Here is a 22,502-nt window from a genome sequence, read left to right on the forward strand (position 1 = left end):
CGGTGCGGTCCGGTAGCGCCGCCACGCAGGTCGCAGAGCACGCGTTTACCAGCAGCGGGAGCACGTCGGTACCGACCTGGCAAGAGATCCACATCTGATGTAGCTCGCGGTCAACCAGCCCATGGCAGACGCTGCAGGTCCGCACCGCGTCGACGCCCCACACGCCCGAAGTTGCCGTAAGGACCCGCGTGCTCACCGTGCTGTCGGCAAGCCTCACGCACCGGGTCAGTTCGTACGGGTACCAATGCAAGCGGTGGGAGGTGTAGGGCTCGAAGAGCTCAAGGCTCGTCATGGCGCCGATCTCGGGTGGAATGCGCACCAGGTTCGTGCCGTAGAGAACAAGATGCTTAACCGCGGTCAGTTTCGCAATCGTGGGCGGTAGTGTGGCGATCTGCCGTCGTTCCGGGCCGCTCATTTCCACGAACGGTTTGAACACCGCCCGCTCGTCCGCTGCGGCCTCGTCGATCAGGGCCAGCAGGTGCGGCCAGCCCGCGGTCTTAGTGTCCTGCCGGTCCTTGTGGAAGGAAACGGTCGCGGTTTGGCCTCGTCAGTCCCCATCTGGTAAGTCTGTCAATGACCGCCGCGGATCGTATCGTAATGACGGCATTTCGGATGCTATTTGGGTGGCGATGATGTGGGAGTGAGCCGACTGTCAGAGATGGTCACGAGGGCTGATCTGGCGGTGACGTCGCGTCAAACGCTGAAGCGTTTCGCGGGTACGGCTTCGGATGGGGCCAGCGTCATCGGGGTGTCGGTCAGGGTGTCGAAGCGGAGGCCGCTGGAGGCTTCGCCGCGGCCCACGCCGCGGTGGGCGCTGAGCCAGAGCACTACGCGGCCGTCCCGCCAGCGGGTTCGGTTGAAGGCGACGGATAGGCGGGTGCCCGCTTGCGGCACTTCCTCCTCGTTCACGAAGTACTGCTTTCCTGCGTCGAAGCCGTGGCGTAGGAGGGTGGTGCGGGCCGGGACGGGCTGGCCGTCCACGACGCTGGGCATCGCCGCGCGCTGGAGTTGGATCTCCCGGTTGTCGCCTGGGACGCGCACCGGGATGAACGGGATCCAGTGTTCCGGGATGACGTTCATCGCCCGGTACGAGATCGGGGCGCGAGGTGGGTCTTCGTCGTCGGATGTCGGTTCCGCGTGTCGCTGACGGAAGGTGAGGGCCTCGGCCGCGGCTTCGCTGCCGCGGCGTGGTTCGCCGGTCGGCATCCGTACGGTCTGCTCGATGCCCCAGACCAGGTTGGCGTTCTCGTCGCGGATCAGCAGGACCTCTTCCAGCGCGGGGCCCTCGGCGACCTTCGGGACGCTCGGCGGCAGCAGGAGGTCGGTGTCCGCGGGTACGTGGGCGGTGCCGATGGTGTCCAGGGTGAACATCGACCAGCGCCGCTGGTCCTCGTCGTCGCCGGCGCCGGCGGGGGTGATCCAGAGTTTCTCCCCGAAGACGTCGGTGACGACCAGGCCGCGGATCTTGTTCATCGTGCCCGCGGGTAGGTCGCAGGGCAGTTGGTACCAGTCGTTGCTGAACACCAGCGCGAATTCCAGGAAGATCAAGCGCGCCAGGTCGGTGCTGTCCGGGCGGACGGCAGCGAAGTTGGTGCGTCCGTCCTCGATCGCCCACCAGCGCGGCAGCGGCATTCCCGAGAAGCGGACCGGGGCCGGGAAGACCGTGCGGCTGAGCGTCTTCTCCGGGGGCTTCGTCCCGCCGAGGGGCGGTCCGGGGTCGACGGAGAAGGCGTGCCAGTCCAGTTCACCGCCGGGGTATTCCTGGGCGGTGACGACCTTCTCGCCGCCGCCAGGTACCGAGGCGGAGACGGAGAAGCGGTGTTCGAGGCGGCGCGGGTCCCAGGTGGCGTCGCCGTCCGGGCGTTCTGCGGCGACGCCGACCGGCTGGTCGATCAGCGCGTCGAACCAGGCGACCAGGCGCTTGCCGAGACTGTTGAGCGTGGCGCGGTGCAGCAGCCCATTGATGCCGTCGGCGGCGTTCCCGCCGCCCTTGATGTGCCGGTAGAGCAGGTAGCCGTCCATCCGCCGGCCGGCGATCGTCTGCATCGTCGCCCAGACCTCGGGATGCGCGAGCCGGGCGGTGTCCTCTTTCGCGGGGTGTTCGGGGTCTGGCAGCTCGATGGGGTACTTGGCGATGTACTGCTTCTCGAAGCGGAAGAGGTCCAGGCCGAGCAGGTTGTGCTTGCCGAGCAGCTTCAGCCACCGGTGGCCGATCATCACGCGCAGGTCGAAGGCGATCTCCTCGTCGCCGAACGCGAACGGCAGCAGCCGCCGTTCGGCCATGGTCTCCAATGGCCGGTCGGTGGGCAGGTCCTCGGGTGGGCCGCCGTGCGGGCGGAACCGGGTGGGTCTCGAGGGGCTGACCGAGTAGGTGGCGGTGACGGGCGATCCCGCGTCCGTGCCGCGGAACTCGCCGAGCTGCCACTGCCGGGTCAGCATCCACAGCGGGTCGCGCACCTCGACGCGCAGCGCCCGCTCGAAGTCGGCGGTGCGGGGGCGGCCCTCCAGCCGGTTCCACACGCCCACGGTCGGGTGGCGGCGTCCGGCCAGTTCTTCGGCGAACGTCGGCGGGACGGGGTTCGGCTCATTCATGGGCGGCCCTCCAGCGCAGGTTGGCGATCGCGAGGTCGGTGCCGATAGTGATCTGCCGCCGGGTCGCCGACATCACCGTGGCCGGGAGCAGGTGCGCGTACGCCGTGCCGCCGAGATGCTCCGGCTCGACGGCGCGAGTCTTCGCCAGGTCGAAGGTCTCGACGATCGCGTCGATCAGGTCGCCGGGCGTCCAATGACCGGCGGGGTCGCGTACCGGCGGGACGACGAGGAGCATCGCCTGCGGGGGTTCGGCGTCCGGGCCGTTGTAGTGCATCGCGATGCCGGTGGTCTCGCGCTCGGCCGGGATCACCTCGGTCCATTCATCGAACACCAGCCCGCACTGGTCGCCGATCAGCGGGGACGTGTAGTGCGCGGTGAACAGCAGCCGGTCCTCGTTGAGCTGGTCAGGCAGGTTCGGATCCTTCGCGAATTCCATGGCCAGCCAGTGGTCGCCCGCGACGTACGGCAGTTGGACGGGCGACAGCGCCGGCTCCTTCCAGCCGAGGATGCCGAGCAATCCGCCGGGCCCGAGGAGCCCGCTGGCGAGAGTCACGGTCTTCTCCCACAGCCGCGGCTTCTCTCTGACGCGGGCCATGCCGTGCAGCCAGTCGTCGACGGGGAAGTCCCGGGCGGGCGTGAGGTGCGCGACGAGCCTGTCGCTGTCGTTGCGCGCCTTGCTCCACTGCGGGAGGAGCTGGCTTGGTGCGGTGAACTGGGGCACGGCCAGGACGTCCTCGCCGAGCAGGGCCTTGAGCGCGTCGACCGCGGCCTGCACCCGGTCCGGCCCGGGGAGCGCCTTGTCGTGGATCTCCAGCGCCGCGTTCGCGGCCTTGCCGCGCGCGGACAGCTCGTCTTTCAGTTTCCCGGCGCGGGTGAGGATCTCGCCGCCGAACGCGACGACCTGGTCTTCGTAGGGCGTGAGGTCCAGCCCGGCGGGATCGACGTCGGTCAGCGGCAGCTGTGCCGCAACCTCGGCGAGCAGGCCGCTCAGCGTCGTCTTGTTGGTCTTGGCTATCTGCTTCAGCTTCTTCAGGCGGTCGTCGAAGTCGTCTCGGAGGTCGTCCACGCGGTCTCGGAGGTCGTCCACGTCCGGTGGGCGCGGGCCCGGCTTGGTGGTGAGCAGGCCCTCGGCCTGCTGCAGGATCCGGAATCGCTCCTCGACGGGGGTGGACGGCGGCAGGGCTTCGTACTGGGCGAGCAGCACGTCGGCGGCCTCGAGTGCGCGGGTCATCCGCGCGGCCGCCTCGGCGACGGCGACCAGGACGGCGGTGAACACGCCGCGCCGCCACAGCGCCAACTCGCCCCAGCTGCTGCGCACCAGGCCGAACCCGCCGGCCGCCACGGTCAGCTTCGCGTACCGGCCGAGGAACGTGTCGATCCCGCTGATCAACGCGGCGCGGGCCGGGGGCGCGCCGGCGGGGTACAGCTCCCCGAGGTCGGCGATGAATTCGGCGACGTCGTCCTGCAGGTCGGTCAGGGACTCCAGGACCTTGGCCGGGCGTTCCCGCGGCAGTGATACGGCGTCGTCCGCGGCCCGGGCGACCGGGGCGCTCCCGGCGGCCGGAGCCAGGTCGCTCGGACGCAGCGGCCGCGCGGTCGTCAGCAGCGTGCGCAGCGCCGCGATCAGCGGCGACAGCTCGAAGAAGCCGACCTTGCCGGAGAATCCGATGCCGTCCTGGTCGGAGATGCGGGTGGTGTACTCGATCGTCAGCTCGACGTCCGGGCGCGGCTTCGACTGCTCGATTACGACGCCGAGGATCCGGTCGTCCAGGTCGGTCATCGCCGCTTCGTCCACCGGGCGCAGGGCCCAGAGCAGGTCGATCGCGTCCAGGCCGGTCTCATGCTGGGTCACCAGCCGGTGCCGCTTCGCGCCGTCGTCCGGGTCCCGCCAGGTCACCAGCGCGGCCACCGCCGTGGGACTCGGCAGCACCGCGGGCAGCCAGGCGTTCACGGCCGGCTCGGCCTTGGCCCGCGGAGTGCCGAGGCCGGGGGGACGATCCGCCATGAGCTGGAGCCCGAGGCGATGCGTCAGGGTGGTGCCGCTGCGCGGGGTCTCCACGACGGACGGCTCGGGCGCGACGCCTTCCTTGGCGTAGGCGTCCATGGTCGCCGAAGCGCGTTCGGGATGGCCTTGCAACGCCTGGTGGGTGCCTTCGGCCACGGCGAGATCGGCGAGCGCGTCGTGCACGTTGCGCAGCGCGTCGATCTCCTTGCCGATGTCGGCGACCACGCCCTCGTCGGCGGGCTGCAGGTCCGTGAAACCGAACGGGTAGTGCTGGTCCGCCTCGGGCAACGCGTTCACGTGCCGGAGCAGGGCCAGCCCGTCGATCACGATGCGGGCCTCGACCTCTTCGATGCGCTCGGGCCGCGCGGGATCGTCCGGCGTCGGGGTGGTCTCGTCGATCTTGTTGGCGCGGAGCGGGAACTTCAGCCGTAGCCCGGCGATGTACCGATCCAGGCCGATCCTGCGGTCGTGCAGGCCGCGTTCGAAGCGGTAGCCGAGCAGGGCGGCCAGCGACTGGCCTTGGCGCATACCGTCCAGGATGGTGAGGGCCAGCCGGACGCGCTCGGAGCTCAGATTCACGGCGAACGCGCTCGTGTCCGGCGTCTTGTTGGCCAGGTATCCGGCCCGCAGCACGGCGGCCGTCCGGGCGTGGGCGGGCGACGGCGCGTGGACGTAGCCGCCGTTGTCCGTGTCGAGCGGGATCGGGGCGGTACCGAACACGGTCGCCAGGTCGGCGGGCGGTGTGACGTGCTCGACCTCGTCGCTCTCCCTCCGGGCGACGTTCTCCAGCCATCCGTACGCGCCGAGATGGACGCCGCGCTTCGGCGGGGCTGCGCCGTCCGGGCCGTACCGCAGCTCGGCCAGCCGCTCGTTCGCCAGCCCGAGCCGCCACGCGTCGAGCCGGTAGGTGGCGCAGTCGATGTGCTCGGCGAGCACCCGCTCCAGCCGCGCGGTGGGCAGCCCGGCCAGCAGGCCGAGCGCCTTGGTCTGCTCGTCGAGTTCCGCAGTGGCCGGGTTGGCGCCCAGCACCGTACGGAGGTATTCGTGCACCAGCATGGTCTGGCTGCCGGTCATCGCCGGGTTCGTCGAGTACAGCGTGCGGTACCGGCTCTCGCTCAGGATCGGCTGGCCCGGCTTGGGGATCTTGATGTGGACAAACGGCGCGTCCCGCGGATCGGGCACCACGGAACCCGGGGTGGCGAGCGCGAGCCGTCGCGCGGCCTCCGCCCAGCCGAGCAGCACCGCGTGCCGCGCCAGCAGGTACAGCAGGGCCGAAGGCGGCAGATTGTCGAGGTAGCCCTCCTCCTTGCGCACCTTGTCCAGGTCGTTGCGGGCATGGTCGGCGAGCCAGCGCAGGTAGTTGCGGCGGTCGGCGGTGTAGGCGCGGATCAGCTCGGTCTCGGACAGCGGCCGGTCGTCGACCAACGGCGCCAGCAGCGGATGGTGGACGTCGGTGAACAGCCGGCGCAGCAGGTCGGGGTCGGCCGCCGGGTCGCTCGTCGGACGGCCGAACCGGGCGAGCAGCGCGCGGATCGGCTGCGGCATGGCCAGCTGGTCGAGCGCGTCCTTCACCTGGGAGCCGAGCGCGCGCAGGTTCTCCCGGTTAAAGATGTCCTCGACGCTCTGCGCGTAGCGCTGGTGGAACTCCGCTGACGTGGGGTGCAGCGCCAGGATGTCCAGCAGCTTCTGGTGCGGGCCGTCCGCCGGGTCGTCGGCCGCAACGCCGGCTGCGACGTCGGCCGGGCCGTTCAGGTGCTTGACGTGTTCGAGCGCGGCTTGCCAGTCCTTCGCCGCCTCCTTGAGGACCACGTTCAGCGCCTTGCGGTGCTTCGCCGCGTCCGGCCAGGCCAGCCGGGAGAACACGGTCGTCGGCAGGATGCCGTACGGCTGGCGGCCGATCTTCACCGCGGAAAGCGGGCCGCGCCCGGACACGTGCTCAAGGAAGAAGCTCCTGGTCTGCGCGATCTGCTCGTCACCGAGCACGCCGTTCAGCAGCGACTGCAGGAAGTGGCCCCAGGTCGCCGGCCACAGCGCGGTGTGCGCGGCCCGCGCGTCGCGCCGGTCGGCGCCCTCAGCGTTCGGCACCCCGGCCAGCACCGCCGGGTCGAGGCCGAGCAGCTCGGCGAACCACTCGCCGTCGGTCTTGGTCGTCCAGTCCGCGGCGGTGGCGGCGAACCCGGCCGCCGTGGCCAGCCCCGCCTCCGACTCGGCCGCGGCGTCCTGGCCGGCCGGGGTCTGCTCGGTGTTGTTCGTCGGCGTCCCCTGGGGCAGCAGGCTGAACCCGGCCGGGCTGCGGAGCTGGCGGGTAAGCAGGCCGCCGAGCGCCGTCGCGGACTGCTCCGGCGTGGCCTGCTCCCGCAACCCCAGCACGATGAGCCGGTCGACCCCGTTCCGGAACGCGGCTTCGATGGGGATCCGGATCCCCATCCCGGCGTTGACCGCCTCCTTGAAATCGGTCAGCCAGCGCAGCGCGGGCGGCACGGTCAGCACGCCCGTGGCCTCGTCGATCCTGAGCTGGTTCGCCTCCGTCTCGCCCGGATCCGGGCTCACCGCGAGCTCCGGCTGCACCGGGCCGCCGGGCTTCGAGAACACCTGTGCGCCGTTCACATACCCGAAGACGACGAACCGGTCGGGCAGCAGCGTGGCCTTCGCGGCCACGGTCCAGGACTGCGGCGCGATCTGGTTCGCGGGCGGCGGGGACAGCACGAGGAACGCCACCACGACATTGTTTCCGCTGGTGACCGGCGCGCTGTCCACACTGTGCGGGCGGCGGGCCCGGATCGCGTCGGCCCGGGTCTTCCCGACGGACGCGAGCAGCGCGATGTCGGCGTCCCGCAGCTTGGCGCGGTCGCCGTGCGCGCGCCAGACGGCGGTCCAGTACGTGACGGCGGGCTGGCGGTCGTTCGCCGCCAGCGGTGCGGCGCTGACGATCACCAGTACGGTCGTCTCCGCCGACACCCCGGTCGGACGATCGGCCGGATTCGCCGGGCGGTACCCCTGCAGCAGCCACCCCGCGCGCCCGGCGGGGACACGGCCGACCAGCTCGTGCCAGGCGGCCCGCTCCCCCACCGCCGACCCGCCGGACGCCCAGAAGCCCGTCCAGTAGGCGTCCAGCGCAGCGAGCTCGGCCCGGGTGGGCCGGGGCTCGAACTTGTCGATGGCCCACTCGTCGGGGAAGACCCGGACGAGCAGCTCGTCCTGGGTGAACCGCGTCTCCACCCGGACCGGGCCGAGCAACACCGGGAAGTCAAGACTGAGGTCGGGCATCCGGCAGCATCTCCTGTGCATGTACGGCCACCAGAACCGGTGCTTGGAAGAGCATGTAGGCGACGTCCGCGGAGCTGATGTCGGACTGCCAGCCTGTGAGGATCTTCTCGTCGTCCAGGCGCTGTTCTGCTTTTTCCTGGTCGTCCTCGTCGCCGTTGAACTCGTCGGCGAGCTTGACCTTGATGTCGGCGTCGAACTGGATGAAGCCGTGCCGGTCCTGCGGGTCGACGCGGCCCCAGGACAAGTCGTTCCACACCTCGACCGGGGGCAGCTCGCCCGGCGGGTCCTCGTCGACGCCGAACCGCGGGTCGCCCGGACGCTCCTTGATCACGAAGAACCAGCCGAGGTCACCGTCCTCGCCGCGCGCCTTGTCCGCGTCGAGATCGAAGCCGAGCAGGTAGACGTCAGGCTCGACCTTGGCCTCGTAGATCGGCAGTTTGACCAGCTCAGGCGGCGGGGGCAGGTTCGCCGGGAGCTTCGCGAGCTCGCGCTCGCCGCTGGTGTCAGGTGTCCCGGGCGGGTCCTTCAGGACGGGCCACGCCGCTTTGTGCGCGTAGATCGCCGCGTTCGGGTACTTCTTCAGCAACTCGCCGCGGATCACCAGCACGAGGTCGTTCTTCCGGCGGCTGTTCCCGCCCAGCTCGGTGGTGGTGCTCCACTTGTGGATCGGCGGGATGTCGTACAGCCGCTCGCGTCGCTTGTCGGCCGTCTCGTCCGGCTCGGGCAGCGCCGTCCGCGGATCCCAGAACTGCCGGAACGGGGTCCCCCGCGAGTCGGACGGGAACTCCCGCCAGAGCATCTCCCGCGCCATCTCGTGGTTGAGCCCGACCAGATAGGACTCGATGAACCGGCGGTTGTTCTCCAGCAGGGTGATCGAGTTCGCCGGGATCAGCCCGAGGTTGGGCACGAACGTGTCCACCGACATCTTCAGCAGGTCTTCGTACATCGGCATGTCGAACACCGGGTAGGCCATCACCTCGGTCAGCTCGGCCAGCTCGCCGGTGGCGGGCCTCAGCCGGTCCGGCAGGTTCATCGAGGCGATGAGGTTGTCCAGGACGGTCTTGTCCGAGCGCAGGCCGGTCATCATGTCGGTGGTCGCGTCGATCACACCCAGTTTGGGCGGGTCGTCGACGTGGCCGCCTGCGGCGGCGTCGTCCCATCCGGCGTAGAGCTCTCGCAGTGCGCGCTTGAACGCCTCGGCCTCTTCGCTGTCGTGGTCCCCGACCGGCGTGGTGGCCGTCTCGCCGTACTCCCGCAGCTCGAACAGCGGGTTGAGGGCCAGGACGTCGACCGGGTGGCCGGGCGGCTTCGGCGGGAGCCGTTCGTCCAGCTCCGCGGGCGTGACGACGGCCGGCGGGGTGCCCTTCGAGGGCGCGGCCGTGATGTCCAGCTCGTCGATGCGCGAGACGAGTGTCTCGGCGGGTCTGACCTCCGGGAACTCCAGCACTTTCATCAGCCGCGAGCCCGGCCGGGTGATCCGGCGCATCGCCGCGGACACCGGGGCCGTCGCGACGCGGCTGCGCGCGACCTTGAACCCGACCGCCAGCTGCTCGCCGAGCTCCGGGAGGGCGGAGAGCGTCTCGGGTACGCGTTCGATCACCCGGCCGTGCGCGGGCGCGGTCAGCGTCAGCGTCCTGGCCGAGGCCAACGGCGGCGGCTCCGCCGCGGCGCGCGGTCCGGTGGCGTCGAGGGGCACGGGGGGAGCGGTGGGGAGTTCGAAGTGCTTGTCGTGCAGGCGGTTGCCGACCTCGCGTGCCAGCTGCGCCGCCCGGATCTTCTCGTTCGCCCGCTGGGCCTCGCCGAGCTGGTTCCAGGCGGCGGCCATGAGCTCCTCCTGCCGCTCCTGGACGACCTGCGCGCCGAACTGCGCGGCGACCCGGAAGCGCGGATCCAGGTTGAGCCGGTGCACCCAGTTGCGGAGCACGGCGTCGCTGACCGGGTCGCCCTTGGCGTCGACGAGCAACTGCGGAGTGAGCGCGTGCCAGCGCCCGTACAGCGGCGGCGTGATCACCGGGTCGGTCTGCTCCTCCAGGTCGGAGACCCTCGCCGCGAGCTCGGTGTTCGCCGTCGCCGCCGGCTGCCGCTGGTACGCCTCGGCCAGGTTGATCAGCCCGGCCATCGCCTGCTGCCACTGGTTCGGGTACTGCGGCGCGGGCGGCGGCCGCAGCTTGTAGAAGTTGTCCCAGTTCTCCCAGGCGTCGGGGTTCTCGTCGGAGTCGGGCAGCTGCAGCGCGCCACCGAGCCGCAGCACGCCGTCCGGCTGGGTCGGCGTGGTGACGCCGGGCAGGCCGAAGCCGGGCTTGCGGTGCGCGTCCATGTCGCGGCGGCCGACCGGCTCCTTGGCCTCGAACGGCTTCAGCAGCCGGACGAGGTACTCGAAGTCGCCCACCGAGCCCGTCGTGAACGACCAGCGGTGGTAGTAGGGCAGCTGGCCCGTGGCCACGTCCTGCGGCACGCCCCAGCTCGGCGTCATCGCCGCGATCGCGCCCGGCGCGATGCCGAGCCCGGCCCGCCGTCCGATCTCGAACGCCGGCACCAGGAACGCGTCGTACGGCGTCTTGGGCGACAGGTGCCGCGGGCAGATCACTCGGGAGCACGCGCTGTCCGGAGCCTCGCGCAGCACGCGGCCGAGGTTCGCGAGCGCCGCCCCCATGTCATCGGGATCGTCGACTGCCAGCGGGACGTCGAGTTCGCCGTTGACGTGGACGTGCGCCCACGCCCCCAGCTCACCGGACGGCTGCAGCGCCCGCGGGTCGGTGACGGTGATGAACGGCAGCGGCCGGTCCGGCAGGGCGCCGTCCTCGAACTCCGTCTCGGCCAGCACGATCAGGGCGAGCCATGGCGCCAGCCGTTTCGTGCCGCCATCCGGCGGGGCCGGGCTGTACCGCCACGGGAGGACCTCGTCGTAGAACTCGATGTGCGCCAGGAAGTTGGGCTCGAAGGTGGCGATGTACGGCAGCGGCTCGACCCGCGAGATCGCCCGCGGGTCGACGCCGATGACGTCGCCGGGGCCGTAGATCTGAAGCGGCTGTTCGACCAGGCGGCTGGGCGGCTGGTCGCCGTCCTTCAGGGCGTCCCCGGTCAGCTTCAGCTGGACGTTGATCGTGGCCCGGGTCTCGGTCCCCGGGGGCTCGGTGATCTGCGTCGTCAGGCCGGTCCGCAGCCAGGGCAGGAAGGAGTACGCGTTCGCGCTCACGAACCACCCCCGCGCCGCTCGGACGTCTTGGTCAGCTCGGTGCCCTGCCCGGCGGCGGCCAGCCCGGTACGGGCCACGCCGCCCGCGACGATCACCTTGGCCCCGGAGGCCGCGGCGGCGAAGCCCCACCGGCCCTCGGCGAGGCCCGGCACCGTCGTCCACGCGCCGGCGGAGTACTCCAGCGCGCTGCGGTATCCGGCCTCGTTGCGGACGTCGTCGGTGCCGCCGACCACCAGGACCTTCCCCGAACCCAGCGGGACCGCACGGTGCAGCGCCCGGCCCGCAGGCATCGGCGCGGTGTCCTGCCAGCTTCCCGGGGTCAGGTTGTACACCTCGACGGTGGCGCGGGCGAATGGGTCGAAGCTGCCGTCGCCGGGCGCCCCGGGCGCACGGCCGCCGGTGACCAGCACGGTGGTATCGGACAGCGCCGTCGCGGTGTGCGCGCTGCGCGGATGGCGCAGGCTGCCGGTCGGCGTCCAGGTCTTGTTGTCGGTGTCGTAGAGCTCGCAGAACGCCAGCGCCGGGTCGTCGCCGGTGCCCACTGGGACGCTGCCGCCGCAGACCAGCACTTTCTTGCCGGCTTGGAGGACGACCGCGGTGTGCCCGGTGCGGGCGTCGGTCATGTCTTTGGCGGCGGTCCAGGTCTCGTCCGCCGGGTTGAACAGCTCTGCTGAGGGCACCGCCATCACCGTGCCGCCCGGCCTGGTGGTGCTGCCGCCCGCGACCAGGACTTGGCCGTTCGACAGCAGGACCGCGCTGTGGCCCCAGCGTCCGGCGGCCATCGGATGCTTGGTCGCCGTCCAGATGCCCTGTGCCGGGTCGTACAGCTCGGCGGTGGCCAGCGCGGGCGCGCCGGGTCCGCCCCTGCCGCCGGTGATCAGCACCTTTCCGCTCGGCAGCAGGGTCAGGGCGTGCAGCTGCCTGGCCGTGCCGAGCAGGACGGGCGCCGCCCACGTGTTCTGCTCCAGGTCGTACACCGCGCTCTGCCGGACGGCGGCGGACGCGGCATCGGCGCCGCCCGCGACCAGCACCTTCTTGCCGTCCTTGAGCACCACGGCGGCGTCGTGCTGGCCGAGCCAGCTCACCGACGCGGCGTAGTCGGGGGCGGACGACCACGCGTCGGCGGCCGCCAGGGTGGCAGTGGTCATCGCATTACACCCTTCGTCAGGGAAGGTAGATCTCGGCGGTGGCGGCTAGCTCGGTGGGATCGGGGCCGGGTGCGGCCGCTCCGGCCAAGGCCAGGCCGCCGACCACGAACACCCGGCCGTCCGCGAGGTCGACAGCCGGGAAGTCCCATCGGCTCGTGCCCAGGGGGCCGGTGGTCGTCCAGGTGCCGGAGCTCGGGTCGAAGACGACGACGCTGCGGTAACCGGCGGTGGGCCGTAGCCGTCCGGTGCCGCCGGTCACAACCACGCCGGCGGGCGTCCAGACGCTGCGGTGTCCGCTGCGGCCGCCGCCTGGCATGTCCGCGACGCGGGTCCAGGTCTCGGTGTCCGGGTCGTACAGTTCGGCCGAGGCCAGGCTGTCCGGGCGGTACGGCACGGTCGGCACCGCGTCGCCTCCGGTGACGAGCACCCGGCCGTCGCCCAGCAGCGTCGCCTGGTGGCCTTTCCGTGGGGTGAGCAAGCTGCCGGTCGGCGTCCATGATCCGGTCTCCGGGTCGTAGATCTCGCAGAACGCGAGCGCGCGCTCGCCCTCGCCGGTCGGCAGCGCGCCGCCGATGACGAGCACCTTGCCGTCAATCGGCACCGCCTGATGGCGGGTGCGGGCGCAGCCCATCGGCTTGACCTCGGTCCAGGTCAGCGTCCCCGGATCGAGCAGCTCGGCCGACGCCAGCGCGGCGCCCCGGGTACCGGTGCCGCCCGCGACCAGCAGCCGCTCACCCACCGCCGTGGCGGAATGCCCGTACCTGGCGGTGTTCAACTTGGCCTGCGGGGTGCTCCAGACGGCGGCGACCGGCTCGAACACCTCGATCGAGGCCAGCGGGGCGTTGTCGGCGCCGAGCCCACCCGCGGCCACGACGCGTCCGTCCGCGAGCTTCATCGTCGTGTGCCGCCGCCGGGCCGTCCCCAGCGGCGGAGTGGCGTCGGCCCAGGTACCAGCGATCGGGTCGAACACCGCAGCGCCGGTCACGGCCTTTCCGGCGGCGTCGGCGCCACCCGCGATGAGCACCTTGCCGCCGGTCAGCCGTACCGCGTCGGCGCCCGAGACGACGGACTGCGGCGGGTTCGCCACCGTCCAGGTCCCCGGCTGGGCGGCCGCGCCTCCGCCGATCTCGGCCTGGGGCAGCACGTGCAGCTGCCCGGCCAGGGTCGCGTCCGCGCGGATCCAGTCGGCCATGGCGTCGGCCGCGGTCGCCGCGCTCCGGAAGCTCGACGTGGTGGAGCCCGCCAGCACGGGCGGGAACGCCTGACGGTTGTTGCGCCGGTACGCGACGACGAAGCGGTCGCCGGTGACCCGCACGGTCTCGTCCGCCGCGAAGGGTTGCCGCAGCCGCGCCTCCCGCTGCGAGATCGGCGAACGAGCGGTGCTGCTGCCGTCCAGGAGCTGCCCGAACACCGCCGGTGGCGGGCTGTAGAGCTTCGGCGCCCGGGGTGCCGCCTGTCCGTTCGCGGCTGCGCGTGTGGCTGTGCGCGCGGCCGTCGTCGGCCTCGGCGGCTTGCTGTCAATGATGTGCAGCTCGTACCGCGCGCTGCGCCGTACCACCCGCGGCGAGGCGATCGCACCCTTCTCGGCGGTCAGCTCAAGACCGGCGTCCTGCTTCTCGTACGCGGGACGGGACAGCTTCGCGGCGTCGTCCATGTCCTGGAACTGGGCCATGGCGAACTGGTCGTCCGTGTCCGACACCCGCTCCAGGCCACTGCCCCGTATTGGCGCGACGGTGAACCGCTTGCCGTCGCTCGGCCGTTGCGCGCCGACCCGGTCGATCCGCACGCCGAGCGGAATGGCCCGCTGGTGGATGAACAGCGTGCCGAGCGGATGCAGCACCAGCTCATCGCCCGCGGGCAGCTGGCGCAGCGTGACCAGCGGGTTGGCGCCGCCCGCCGGCAGCCGGGTCTGCCAGCCCTCGGGCTTGCGCACCTCGCGCTCCAGCAGTTCGAGCACCACGACCGGCGGCAGCGTGGTGGCGCGCTCCTCGCCCCAGGAGATGTCGAAGTCCGCGGAGATCTCGAAGAACAGCAGGGAGATCGAGCCGCGGCCGTGCGCCCGCCACGCCGACGGGCCCTCCAGCTTGAAGTGCAGGTCGATGCCGAACAGGCCGACCCCGAACGCCTTCAGCGAGACGCCGGCGGAGATCTCGATGACGAACGCGAACGGCGAGAACCGGAAGAGCGCGTCGAACGCGAGGTGCCCCTCCAGGCCGAAGTCGTCGAAGCCCAGCCGGATCTCCGCCTTCGCGCCGAACTGGGCCGTGTTGCTGGTGACCGCGAAGTAGCCGGACACCCGGATCAGCCGTCCGGGGGCGTTCAGGATGTCCATCGACACCCGCGGCGGGATCGGGAACGGCAGCGGCGGCGGTTTGAACGACGGGTGGAATCCGCCGACCGAGAGGACGAAGTCGGGATTGTCCCCCATGTCGATGAGGAGGCCCATCCCGCCGTCGATGGTGATCGTCAGGACACGGGAGTCGAATAGCTGCGCGTAGAACCACAGCCGCGACTTGTCCACCTCGAAGGCGCCGATGAAGCTGACCTGGAGGACGAGCAGCGCCACGTCCTGGCTGGGCAGGGCGCACTTGAGTACACCCAGGATCGCGATGTTGCCCGGCGGGATCTCGACGATCACCCCGAGCGAGACGCTGACCAGGGTCGGCGTGCCCCAGCCGATCTTCGCCATCGGCCCGACGAGGAACCGGCCGTCCTCCGGCGGGAAGAACTTCCGCAGGTCGCTGACGATCCGCGGCGCGTTCGCGATCACGTCGCGCGGAAACATCACCGACTCGACGGCCCCGGTGACGACCCCTTCGACGAGCGCCGCGAGGTCCATCCTGCGGTTCAGCCCGAGGATGCCGCCGACGCCGAGCAGGGTGAACCCGAACCCGAGCTGGATCCCACCCCCGCCGAACTCGGCGGTCAGGATGATCAGCAGCGAGAACCCGGGCCTGCCGTCCGGCATCCGGGTGGTGATCAGCCCGATCGCCTTGACCTCGATGAACCCGGCGAACTCGAGCTCCAGCGCCCCGGCGTACTCCCCCCGCTCCGGGTCGAAGGACAGATATCCGCCACCGGCCACGATCCCGGCGTCGATCGCCAGGCCGACGCCCTTCGGCGGCTTGAACCCGAGCGTGAGGTCGACCGGGCCGAGGTTGCCGCCCCCGTCGGGGAAGCGCGGCGTGGCGACGATTCCGACGCGGTCGACCGACGCCTTGATCGGCCCGAGCGCGCCCTTGAAGTCGGCGGAGACCTCGATCGGCAGGGAGCCGTCGGCGGGCAGGCCGACGCTCAGGTGCAACGTGGTGATCTCCAGCGGGCCCAGCCTCAGGTGCAGGGGCAGGGCGAGTTCGAGCGTCTCGCTGCCCTCCAGATGGAGCCCGGACGACGGCGTCCACAGCAGCCGAAGGTCGAAGTCCGTCTCGAACTTCGCGCCGACGAGCTTGCTGATGAAGCCGTCGGCCCCCGACAGGTCGATGACCAGGTGACCGCCGGTGAGCTCCACCTGGGCGGACGGCTCCGCCGTCGCGGTTCCGTCAAGGCTCGCCCGGGCGTTGAGCGACACCCCCAGGCTCGCCGTCTCGATGCTCAGGCCGCCGATCCGGGTGTCGCCGAGCAGGGTGATCGGCTCACCGGCCTTGCCGACGGTGAACGCGGCCGTGGCGGAGAACGTGGCCGAGGGCGCGCCCGCCGGGGACACGATCGTCACATCCAGGGCGGGTGAGAGGCGCAGCTCGGAGCCCGCGGTGAGGTTGCCGTCGACGCCGACGGTGAGCGCGGTGCGTTCGCCGAGCGGGAACTGCTGCGTCGCCTTACCGGCGATGCCGAGCCGCATCGGGAAGGCGATGCCGCCGTCGCGCACGCCGACGATGAGCGCTGGTCCGATCAGGACGGCGCCGACCCCGCCCGCGCCGGTGGTGATGTAGGAGCGGGCGAGGCGATCGTCCCCGGTGTCCATCAGCTGGGCGAGCAGTTCGAACAGCACCTTCCCGTCGAAGCCGGGCGTGCCGAGGCCGTAGGCGTCGCGGAGCACCGACGGCGGATCGCCAAGGAACCGCCCGATCCGGTCCCAGCGGATCGTCCAGGAGAAGTGCGGCGGGAACATCGGGTCGGCCGGATCGCCGGGGTCGTCGCGCCCTTCGAGCAGCCCGGACGCGGCGAGGAACATCGTGACCTTGGGCAGCCGCACGCGGAGCCGGTCGACGACCATGCGCGTGAGGATCAGGCCGGGCAGATCGTCCAGCAGCGCCTGCGCCCGGGCGCGCTGCTCGGGCGTGATCGAGGACGAGTTCAGCGCGGCGTTCACGCCGTTGTGCACGTTCGCCAGCCCGGTCAGGACCGTGGCGAGCCGCTGCGCGACCGCGGCTCCGTTGGCCGTGATCCCGATGGAGTCGTCGGTGTCGATCGCCACGTTAAGCGCGGTGACGAAGTTGCCGAGGTCGGCGACCGCGCGGGCCGTGTCCGCCGCGGCGCCCGCGACTCCGGCGAGCGCGTCGTGGTCGATCGCGACGCCGAACTCGACGAACATCTCGCCCGGATCGGCCAGGGCCTCGGCGAGCGGCCGCAGCGCCTCGCCGATCAGCGCGGCGACCGTTTCGAACGTTCCGGCTTCGCTCATGACGCTCTCACGGGCGTCGCCGCCAGCGCGGCGGCCGCGTCGAGTTTGCCCGCACCCCACACCGCGTTGGGCAGCACGAGCTCGGGCGGGATCTGGTCCTTCTTCGTCGTCGCGGCGAGGATCTGCCGCACGTCGCGGTACGTGAGCGTCGGGTTCTTCTGGAACATCAGCGCGATGACCCCGGCCACGTGCGGCGCGGCCTGGCTCGTGCCGGAGAAGATGACGTGGCGGTTGAGCAGCCAACCGCCGAAGCGGACCTTGATGTCCTGCGGGTGCATCTCCTGCGAGACCGCGGCGGAGATGATCCGCCGGCCGGGCGCGACGAGATGGGGTCGGACGCGATCGGGCGGCACCCCGGACGCGCTGTCCAGGCCACGGCTCGAACTCTCCGCGATCGAGCCGTAGGCGCTGAAGTTGCTGCCCGGCTCGGACACGTAGGCGCCGACCGCAACGACGCTGCGGGCCGTGGACGGCGATTCGACGGTGTTGTCGGTGATGATGTCGCCGAACCCGAACTGCGGCCACACGTCGATGTTCTCCCGCTCGACCCACACGTCGACCGCCGCCGCCGCCGCGCCGCCGATCTCATGCAGCTCGATCTTCCAGATCCCCTTGCGCACGGGACCATTGAGCGTCACGTCGATCTTGCGCTTGCCGTTGTTCGGGTCGGGCTGCGGCGGTGACACGACGGTCGCGACCGGCGTACCGCCGATGGAGATCACGCTCTGCTGGCCCGGCTGCGTCCACGCGCTCGGGGTCGACCGCGGCGGCGTGAGGCGCAGCTCGATTCGCGCCGCGCCGTCGTACCAGAAATAGAGCTGATCGTCGACGCGGTCCTCGGACAGCCTGCTCCCGTTGGGGAAGACGATCTCCTCCACTTCGAGCCGGAACGACACGTTGCCGAACGCGTTGATGTTCTTGCGGCTGTGACGGCGGGTGTCGCCCTCGTTTCCGGCGGAGACCACGATCGCCCGCCCGGGGACGGGGTTGCCGCTCGCGTCGTGCATCAGCTTGTCGATCGCCAGCTCGAGCGCGGACGTCCCGTCGCGCGCCCCCTCGTGGGTGCCGAAGCTCATGTTGACGACGCAGGGGACGCCCCCGGCGCCGCGCTGCGCCGCGAGCTGGTAGAACAGCGCGACGGCCTCGCTGACGGCCCTGCTGGAGACGAGCGTGGCCGAGTTGGCGAAGACGATGTCGGCCTCGGGCGCGACGCCCACGAACGTGAACGGCGCGAACGGGCCGTCCTTCCCCGACCCGTTGCCCGCGGCGATGCCGGCGACGTGCGTGCCGTGGTCGAACTCGGCGTTGGTCCAGATCTCGTCGACGAGGTTTTTGGCGACGACATTGGCGACGGCGGCCTCGTCCCACCAGACGCCGTAGTTGAACCCGGCGGGGAATCCGAATTGGCTCGGCGGCTTCTGTCCTGGCTTGGGGGTGGAGAACTGGTCCCAGTAACCGATGATGCGCGACTTCGGCGGCGTCGTGTTCGGCACGACGAACGTGGGGTGGGTGACCGTGAGCCGGTTGTCGATGACGCCGACGAGGACGCCTTTGCCGGTGAGGCCGGGCAGGCCGCCCGCGTTGTATGGCGGAGAGCTTGCGCGGAGCGCGGTGGCCTTTACTTCGCCCATGCTGCGATCGATGTGCAGGTGCGTGCGCGCGGACGCGGCGATCCAGCGCACACCGGCCGTCGCGGCGAGCTTGGCGACGTCGGCGAGGGCGACCGACCCGGTGACGAGATCGCCGATGACGTGGCCCGGGTCGAGGCCCGCTTCGGCCATCTCCTTGACATCCCCGTCGAACGTGACGAACACGTCGATGCGGTCGCCCGGATCCGCGCCGCGCCCTTCCCAGTCGACGAGGGCGCGCAGCACCTCAGCGTCGCAGTTCGGGCACGTCGTCGGAGCCGACGTCGAAGTGACGACCTCCGAGTGACCAGCAGTCACGCCAGGTCTGCCTTTGATCGCCATGACAACCCCTTAACTCGTGCCCCGCTGGCAAGGTGTCACAGAAATCCGCTGGCTTAACAGTCCGTGGCCAGTCTCGGCCCCTCCGTAGTCTCACCGCTGGGGGTCTCGAACCGGGCTGTCGTGCAGCTGCGCAATCCCACCCAGGGCCGCGCCTACTACGAAGCCAAGAAGGCCGCCGGGAGGCGGCAGAAGAGTACGTTCACGAGCGGATCGTCATCAATCAACGATCCGTCGCCCGAAGGGTGAAGACCGGCCCGCCGACGTCCCGACGGGGCATCATGCCCGGTCTGGAGGAAGGATGGGCGGGTGCTTATCGTGCGCGCGACCTCGACCGCATCGGCCCGCCCAGCCTGGGTGAAGGCGAGGAGTCCACCACCCTGCTGGGCCAGTGGTACGCCACCGCCGTGTTCTGGAAGCCCCAGGTTGCGCTGTTCGTCAACGAACCGACGCTGCTACCGGTGCTGATGCCGCTGGCTCCCGCAGCGACCCTGATGGCCAGGTTCCCGCAACAGGTCGCTGCGGTGCTCGCCGCCCACGCGGAAGCTGTCAAACCGGATGAGACGTCAGGCTACTTGCGTGACTACCTCGATGGCGGTGGTGGCTTTCTCGTCGTCGTGGATCTCGGCGTAGGCGATGCGGGAGTGGTCGTCGACGACGGTGTGCACGAATGCGGTGCCGAGCCGGGGCTCGTAGCGGGTGTTGCGGGCGCCGGTGCGGCGGGCTGTGGCCTCGCGGTTGCGTTCGCCTTGGGCTCGGCCGACGTAGCGCCAGCCGCCGCCATCAGGGATGTTGCCGAATTTCTTCACATCGACGTGCAGCATCGCGCCGGGTCGGTCGTGCTCATACCGCCGGATGGGTTCACTGGTGGCGCGGTCGATGTGGGACAGCCGGTTGAGCCGGCACCGTCTCAAGACGGCGTGCACCGTGGAGGCCGGCATGTTCAGGCGTCCGGCGATCTGGACCGGTCCCAGTCGCTGTTTCCAGCGCAGGTGAACGATCTTGCGCACGATGGGCTGTGGTGTCTTCGACCGGCTGTGATGCGGCCGTGATGAGCGATCGGCCATTCCCGACCTGCCGTGCCGGCGGTAGCGCTCGGCCCACCGTTTGGCAGTCGGCCAGGACACGTCATAACGCTCGGCCGCCCGGGCGATCGGCCACCCGTCATCGACGATCAACCGCGCCAGCCGAAGACGCGCGCGGGGAGTCGAGGCAGCGTTAGCGTGGGACACGAAGGCCTCCTGTTGGCGGAGCGGTTCCTAGGCAGTTCCACTCCACAACCGGAGGCCTTCGCCTTGCGCGTGTTCAGACCACTTCGTCACACAACCTCAACCAACCTGCCTGGGCAAGTACAGCTAGTTCGCGTGGTTTGCAGGTTCGGAACGTGGACGACCTGCTCACACGCAACCAGCAGTCGCGCTCATAGCCTCTACGGACGAGTCATCCACGGAAACAGATCTCTACCACACGGCTGAGCGGCTTACCGTCACGGCAATGACGTTCCCCAGCGCTCGGCTGCACCCGATCGTGATCTGTACGCCGCCGCTTTTCCGCCGTGAGCCACGCCATCGCCCCCGTTCAAGAGTGCCCGATGATCTGGTGTGGCCGGTAGGGGGCCTCCAATCGGGCCGTCTCCTCTTCGCTCAGGGACACATCCACCGCCGCGATCGCGTCGTTCAGATGACCAACCTTGCTCGCCCCGACGATCGGCGCGTTCACCCCGGACCTTCCGAGTAGCCACGCGAGCGCGAGCTGTGCTGGTGGCAGGCCTCGTTCGCCGGCGACCGCACGCACCACGTCGACGACGTCGAAGTCTGCGTCGTCGTACATGCTGTCGGCCAGCAGGTCGCTGCCGGATCGGACCGTGCGCGGCCGGCCGTCGCGGTGGCGGCTCCCGGTGAGCAGTCCGCGTGCCAGTGGGCTCCACGGGATGACGCCCACCCCCTGGTCCAGGCAGAGCGGGATCATCTCTCGTTCCTCCTCCCGGTACACGAGGTTGTAGTGGTTCTGCATCGACACGAACCTGGTCCAGCCGGCCGTCTGAGCAGTGTGCTGCGCTTTGGCGAACTGCCAGGCGTACATGCTGGAGGCCCCGATGTAGCGTGCCTTGCCGGCCCGCACCACGTCGTGCAGGGCCTCCATGGTCTCCTCGATCGGCGTCTCGTAGTCCCAGCGGTGAATCTGGTAGAGATCGACGTAGTCGGTTCCAAGCCTGGTCAGCGAGGCGTCGATGGCGGCCAGCACGTGTTTGCGGGACAGTCCTCGGTCGTTGGGGCCTGGCCCCGTCGGGAAGTAGACCTTCGTGGCGAGAACGTAGTCGTCGCGGCGCGCGAAGAGCTTGCTGAGCAGCCGCCCGGTGATCTCCTCGCTCGCGCCGTCGGAGTACATGTCGGCGGTGTCGAAGAACGTCACACCGGCCTCGACCGCGCGCCGTACGATCGGCTCGGCCTCGTCCTCGCGCAGCATCCACTCCCAGGAACCTGGATCGCCGTAGGTCATCATGCCCAGGCAGATCCGGGAGACCTGCAGTCCCGACGAGCCCAGCTTCATGTATCGCATTTCGTCTTACCTTCCTGTGAGACACGGCGAAAGCCGGGCCGAGGTAGTGGAAGACGGCGCTCCCGATGAAGTAGGTCCATGCCGGCGCCGCGGAGAGCAGCGCGAGGGCCGGTGGGCGGCATGACGCCATCGTCGGCCAACCCGTGATTTAGAAGAATGGCGAATCGAAAGATCAGACCTGAGCGGACATACGAACCATAAGGAATCGACGCCCTCGACCTTCGTATTCTCGCTGAGCTGCAGGTCGATGCCAGAGTGAGCTTCGCCGAACTAGCCTGCCGGGTCGCCCTGTCGGCCCCGCGTTGGTCGACAAGGTTCAGCGGCTGGAGAAGACCGGAATGATCACCGGCTATCGCGCGGAGGTCAAGCCGCGGGTCCTGGGCTTTCCGGTCACAGTGATGCACGGTTGCCGCGCCCAGCTCGGCGCGACGAAAATCTCTGTCGGCCACGCGAGGGTCGCAGTCATCAGGTCGGCGCCTTTGCTTTCACGCCTGCCTGATGTCACCTCGGAGGTTGTTGGTCCCGGTAGTCGAACAGGCCGAAGCCAGCCTCGACAAGCGCCGTCACTTCCTGGGCCACCATGGACAACCCACGGACTGAGACCGTCAGCCGCATTGTGGTGATCCCGTTCGCCGAGTCGATCGGCTCCCGGTCTTGCAGGCTCAGGATCGCCCAGGTATCTCCGTGAGCTGCTCCGCTGCACGCGCGCCATAGGAACTCGACATGGTCGGCTTCGTTCGCGACGAAGTCTCCGGCGTAGCGCACAATCTCGCCGTATCCGACTTTCGCAACAGCCTTGCCCCGGGACAGCCCGGCGCGGTCAGCGATCTCCTTCACACGAGCTATCCGCTGCGCCTTCGGCTCTGTCGGGCCAGAGGGTAGTTTCTGCGCCGCCGCGTCCGAGTTCGCCACGTTGTCCGCCTGCAGCCGCAGGACCCTCAACACACGCTCGGAACGGTCCTCCGGGCCCAGGAGCCAGATCGCGCGTGAGCCGTTCTCCAGAGCAGCGCGCAGCAGCGTCCAATGCACCGTGATCTGGAAGGTCATCCCGTTTGGATGGCACACCTCGCAGTCCATGGTCATGCGGCGCAGAGCATGAAGGTGGTCGACCGCAGTCATCAACGCACTAGCGGCGGCATGGGACACC

9 protein-coding genes and 2 pseudogenes are annotated in these 22,502 nt (G+C 70.3%); 2 read left to right on the forward strand and 9 right to left on the reverse strand.

Going from position 1 to position 22,502, the window contains the following annotated elements:
* Nucleotides 1-693 precede the first annotated feature (693 nt).
* The 6 genes from HKK72_RS10180 to HKK72_RS10205 are packed head-to-tail and all read right to left on the reverse strand — an operon-like array spanning nt 694 to nt 18,775.
* On the reverse strand, nt 694-2,592 hold the full coding sequence (locus tag HKK72_RS10180; RefSeq protein ID WP_187234046.1) for a hypothetical protein: 1,899 nt from the start codon (nt 2,590-2,592) through the stop codon (nt 694-696).
* Nucleotides 2,585-7,864 (reverse strand): hypothetical protein, encoded by a 5,280-nt coding sequence (locus HKK72_RS10185; protein ID WP_187234047.1) that lies wholly within the window; start codon nt 7,862-7,864, stop codon nt 2,585-2,587. The genes HKK72_RS10180 and HKK72_RS10185 overlap by 8 nt, the downstream gene beginning before the upstream one ends.
* Nucleotides 7,845-11,060: a hypothetical protein gene (locus HKK72_RS10190; RefSeq protein ID WP_187234048.1), complete on the reverse strand. Its 3,216-nt coding sequence runs from the start codon at nt 11,058-11,060 to the stop codon at nt 7,845-7,847. Before HKK72_RS10190 ends, HKK72_RS10185 begins: the two co-directional genes overlap by 20 nt.
* Complete coding sequence (locus tag HKK72_RS10195) at nt 11,057-12,208, reverse strand: Kelch repeat-containing protein (protein WP_187234049.1); 1,152 nt, start codon at nt 12,206-12,208, stop codon at nt 11,057-11,059. Before HKK72_RS10195 ends, HKK72_RS10190 begins: the two co-directional genes overlap by 4 nt.
* A gap of 16 nt (nt 12,209-12,224) precedes the next feature.
* Nucleotides 12,225-16,829, reverse strand: coding sequence for a DUF6603 domain-containing protein (locus HKK72_RS10200; RefSeq protein ID WP_187234050.1), 4,605 nt, complete (start codon nt 16,827-16,829; stop codon nt 12,225-12,227).
* Nucleotides 16,826-18,775: a S8 family serine peptidase gene (locus HKK72_RS10205; RefSeq protein WP_187234051.1), complete on the reverse strand. Its 1,950-nt coding sequence runs from the start codon at nt 18,773-18,775 to the stop codon at nt 16,826-16,828. The genes HKK72_RS10200 and HKK72_RS10205 overlap by 4 nt, the downstream gene beginning before the upstream one ends.
* A gap of 302 nt (nt 18,776-19,077) precedes the next feature.
* On the opposite strand from HKK72_RS10205, the pseudogene HKK72_RS42715 reads away from it, so the two are divergent.
* Nucleotides 19,078-19,323, forward strand: a pseudogene (locus tag HKK72_RS42715) (DUF6933 domain-containing protein); the annotation flags it as partial.
* Between the two features lie 54 nt (nt 19,324-19,377).
* Here the strand turns inward: HKK72_RS42715 and HKK72_RS10210 are convergent.
* Nucleotides 19,378-20,028 (reverse strand): annotated as a pseudogene (locus HKK72_RS10210) (helix-turn-helix domain-containing protein); the annotation flags it as partial.
* A gap of 346 nt (nt 20,029-20,374) precedes the next feature.
* Nucleotides 20,375-21,355 carry an aldo/keto reductase gene (locus tag HKK72_RS10215; RefSeq protein WP_187234053.1) on the reverse strand — a complete coding sequence of 327 codons (981 nt, stop codon included), beginning with the start codon at nt 21,353-21,355 and terminating at the stop codon, nt 20,375-20,377.
* A gap of 204 nt (nt 21,356-21,559) precedes the next feature.
* Here HKK72_RS10215 and HKK72_RS42720 point away from each other — a divergent pair, with 204 nt between their 5' ends.
* A complete protein-coding gene (locus HKK72_RS42720) occupies nt 21,560-21,697 on the forward strand; it encodes an AsnC family transcriptional regulator (RefSeq protein WP_187234072.1) in 138 nt (45 codons plus the stop codon).
* Nucleotides 21,698-21,856: 159 nt separating this feature from the next.
* Here HKK72_RS42720 and HKK72_RS10225 read toward each other — a convergent pair whose 3' ends face one another.
* The gene (locus tag HKK72_RS10225) at nt 21,857-22,474 is read right to left on the reverse strand and encodes a hypothetical protein (protein WP_187234054.1); all 618 of its coding nucleotides are present in this window, start codon (nt 22,472-22,474) and stop codon (nt 21,857-21,859) included.
* Between the last annotated feature and the right edge of the window lie 28 nt (nt 22,475-22,502).

The sequence above is a fragment of the Actinomadura sp. HBU206391 genome (assembly GCF_014323665.1).
GTDB lineage: Bacteria > Actinomycetota > Actinomycetes > Streptosporangiales > Streptosporangiaceae > Actinomadura_C.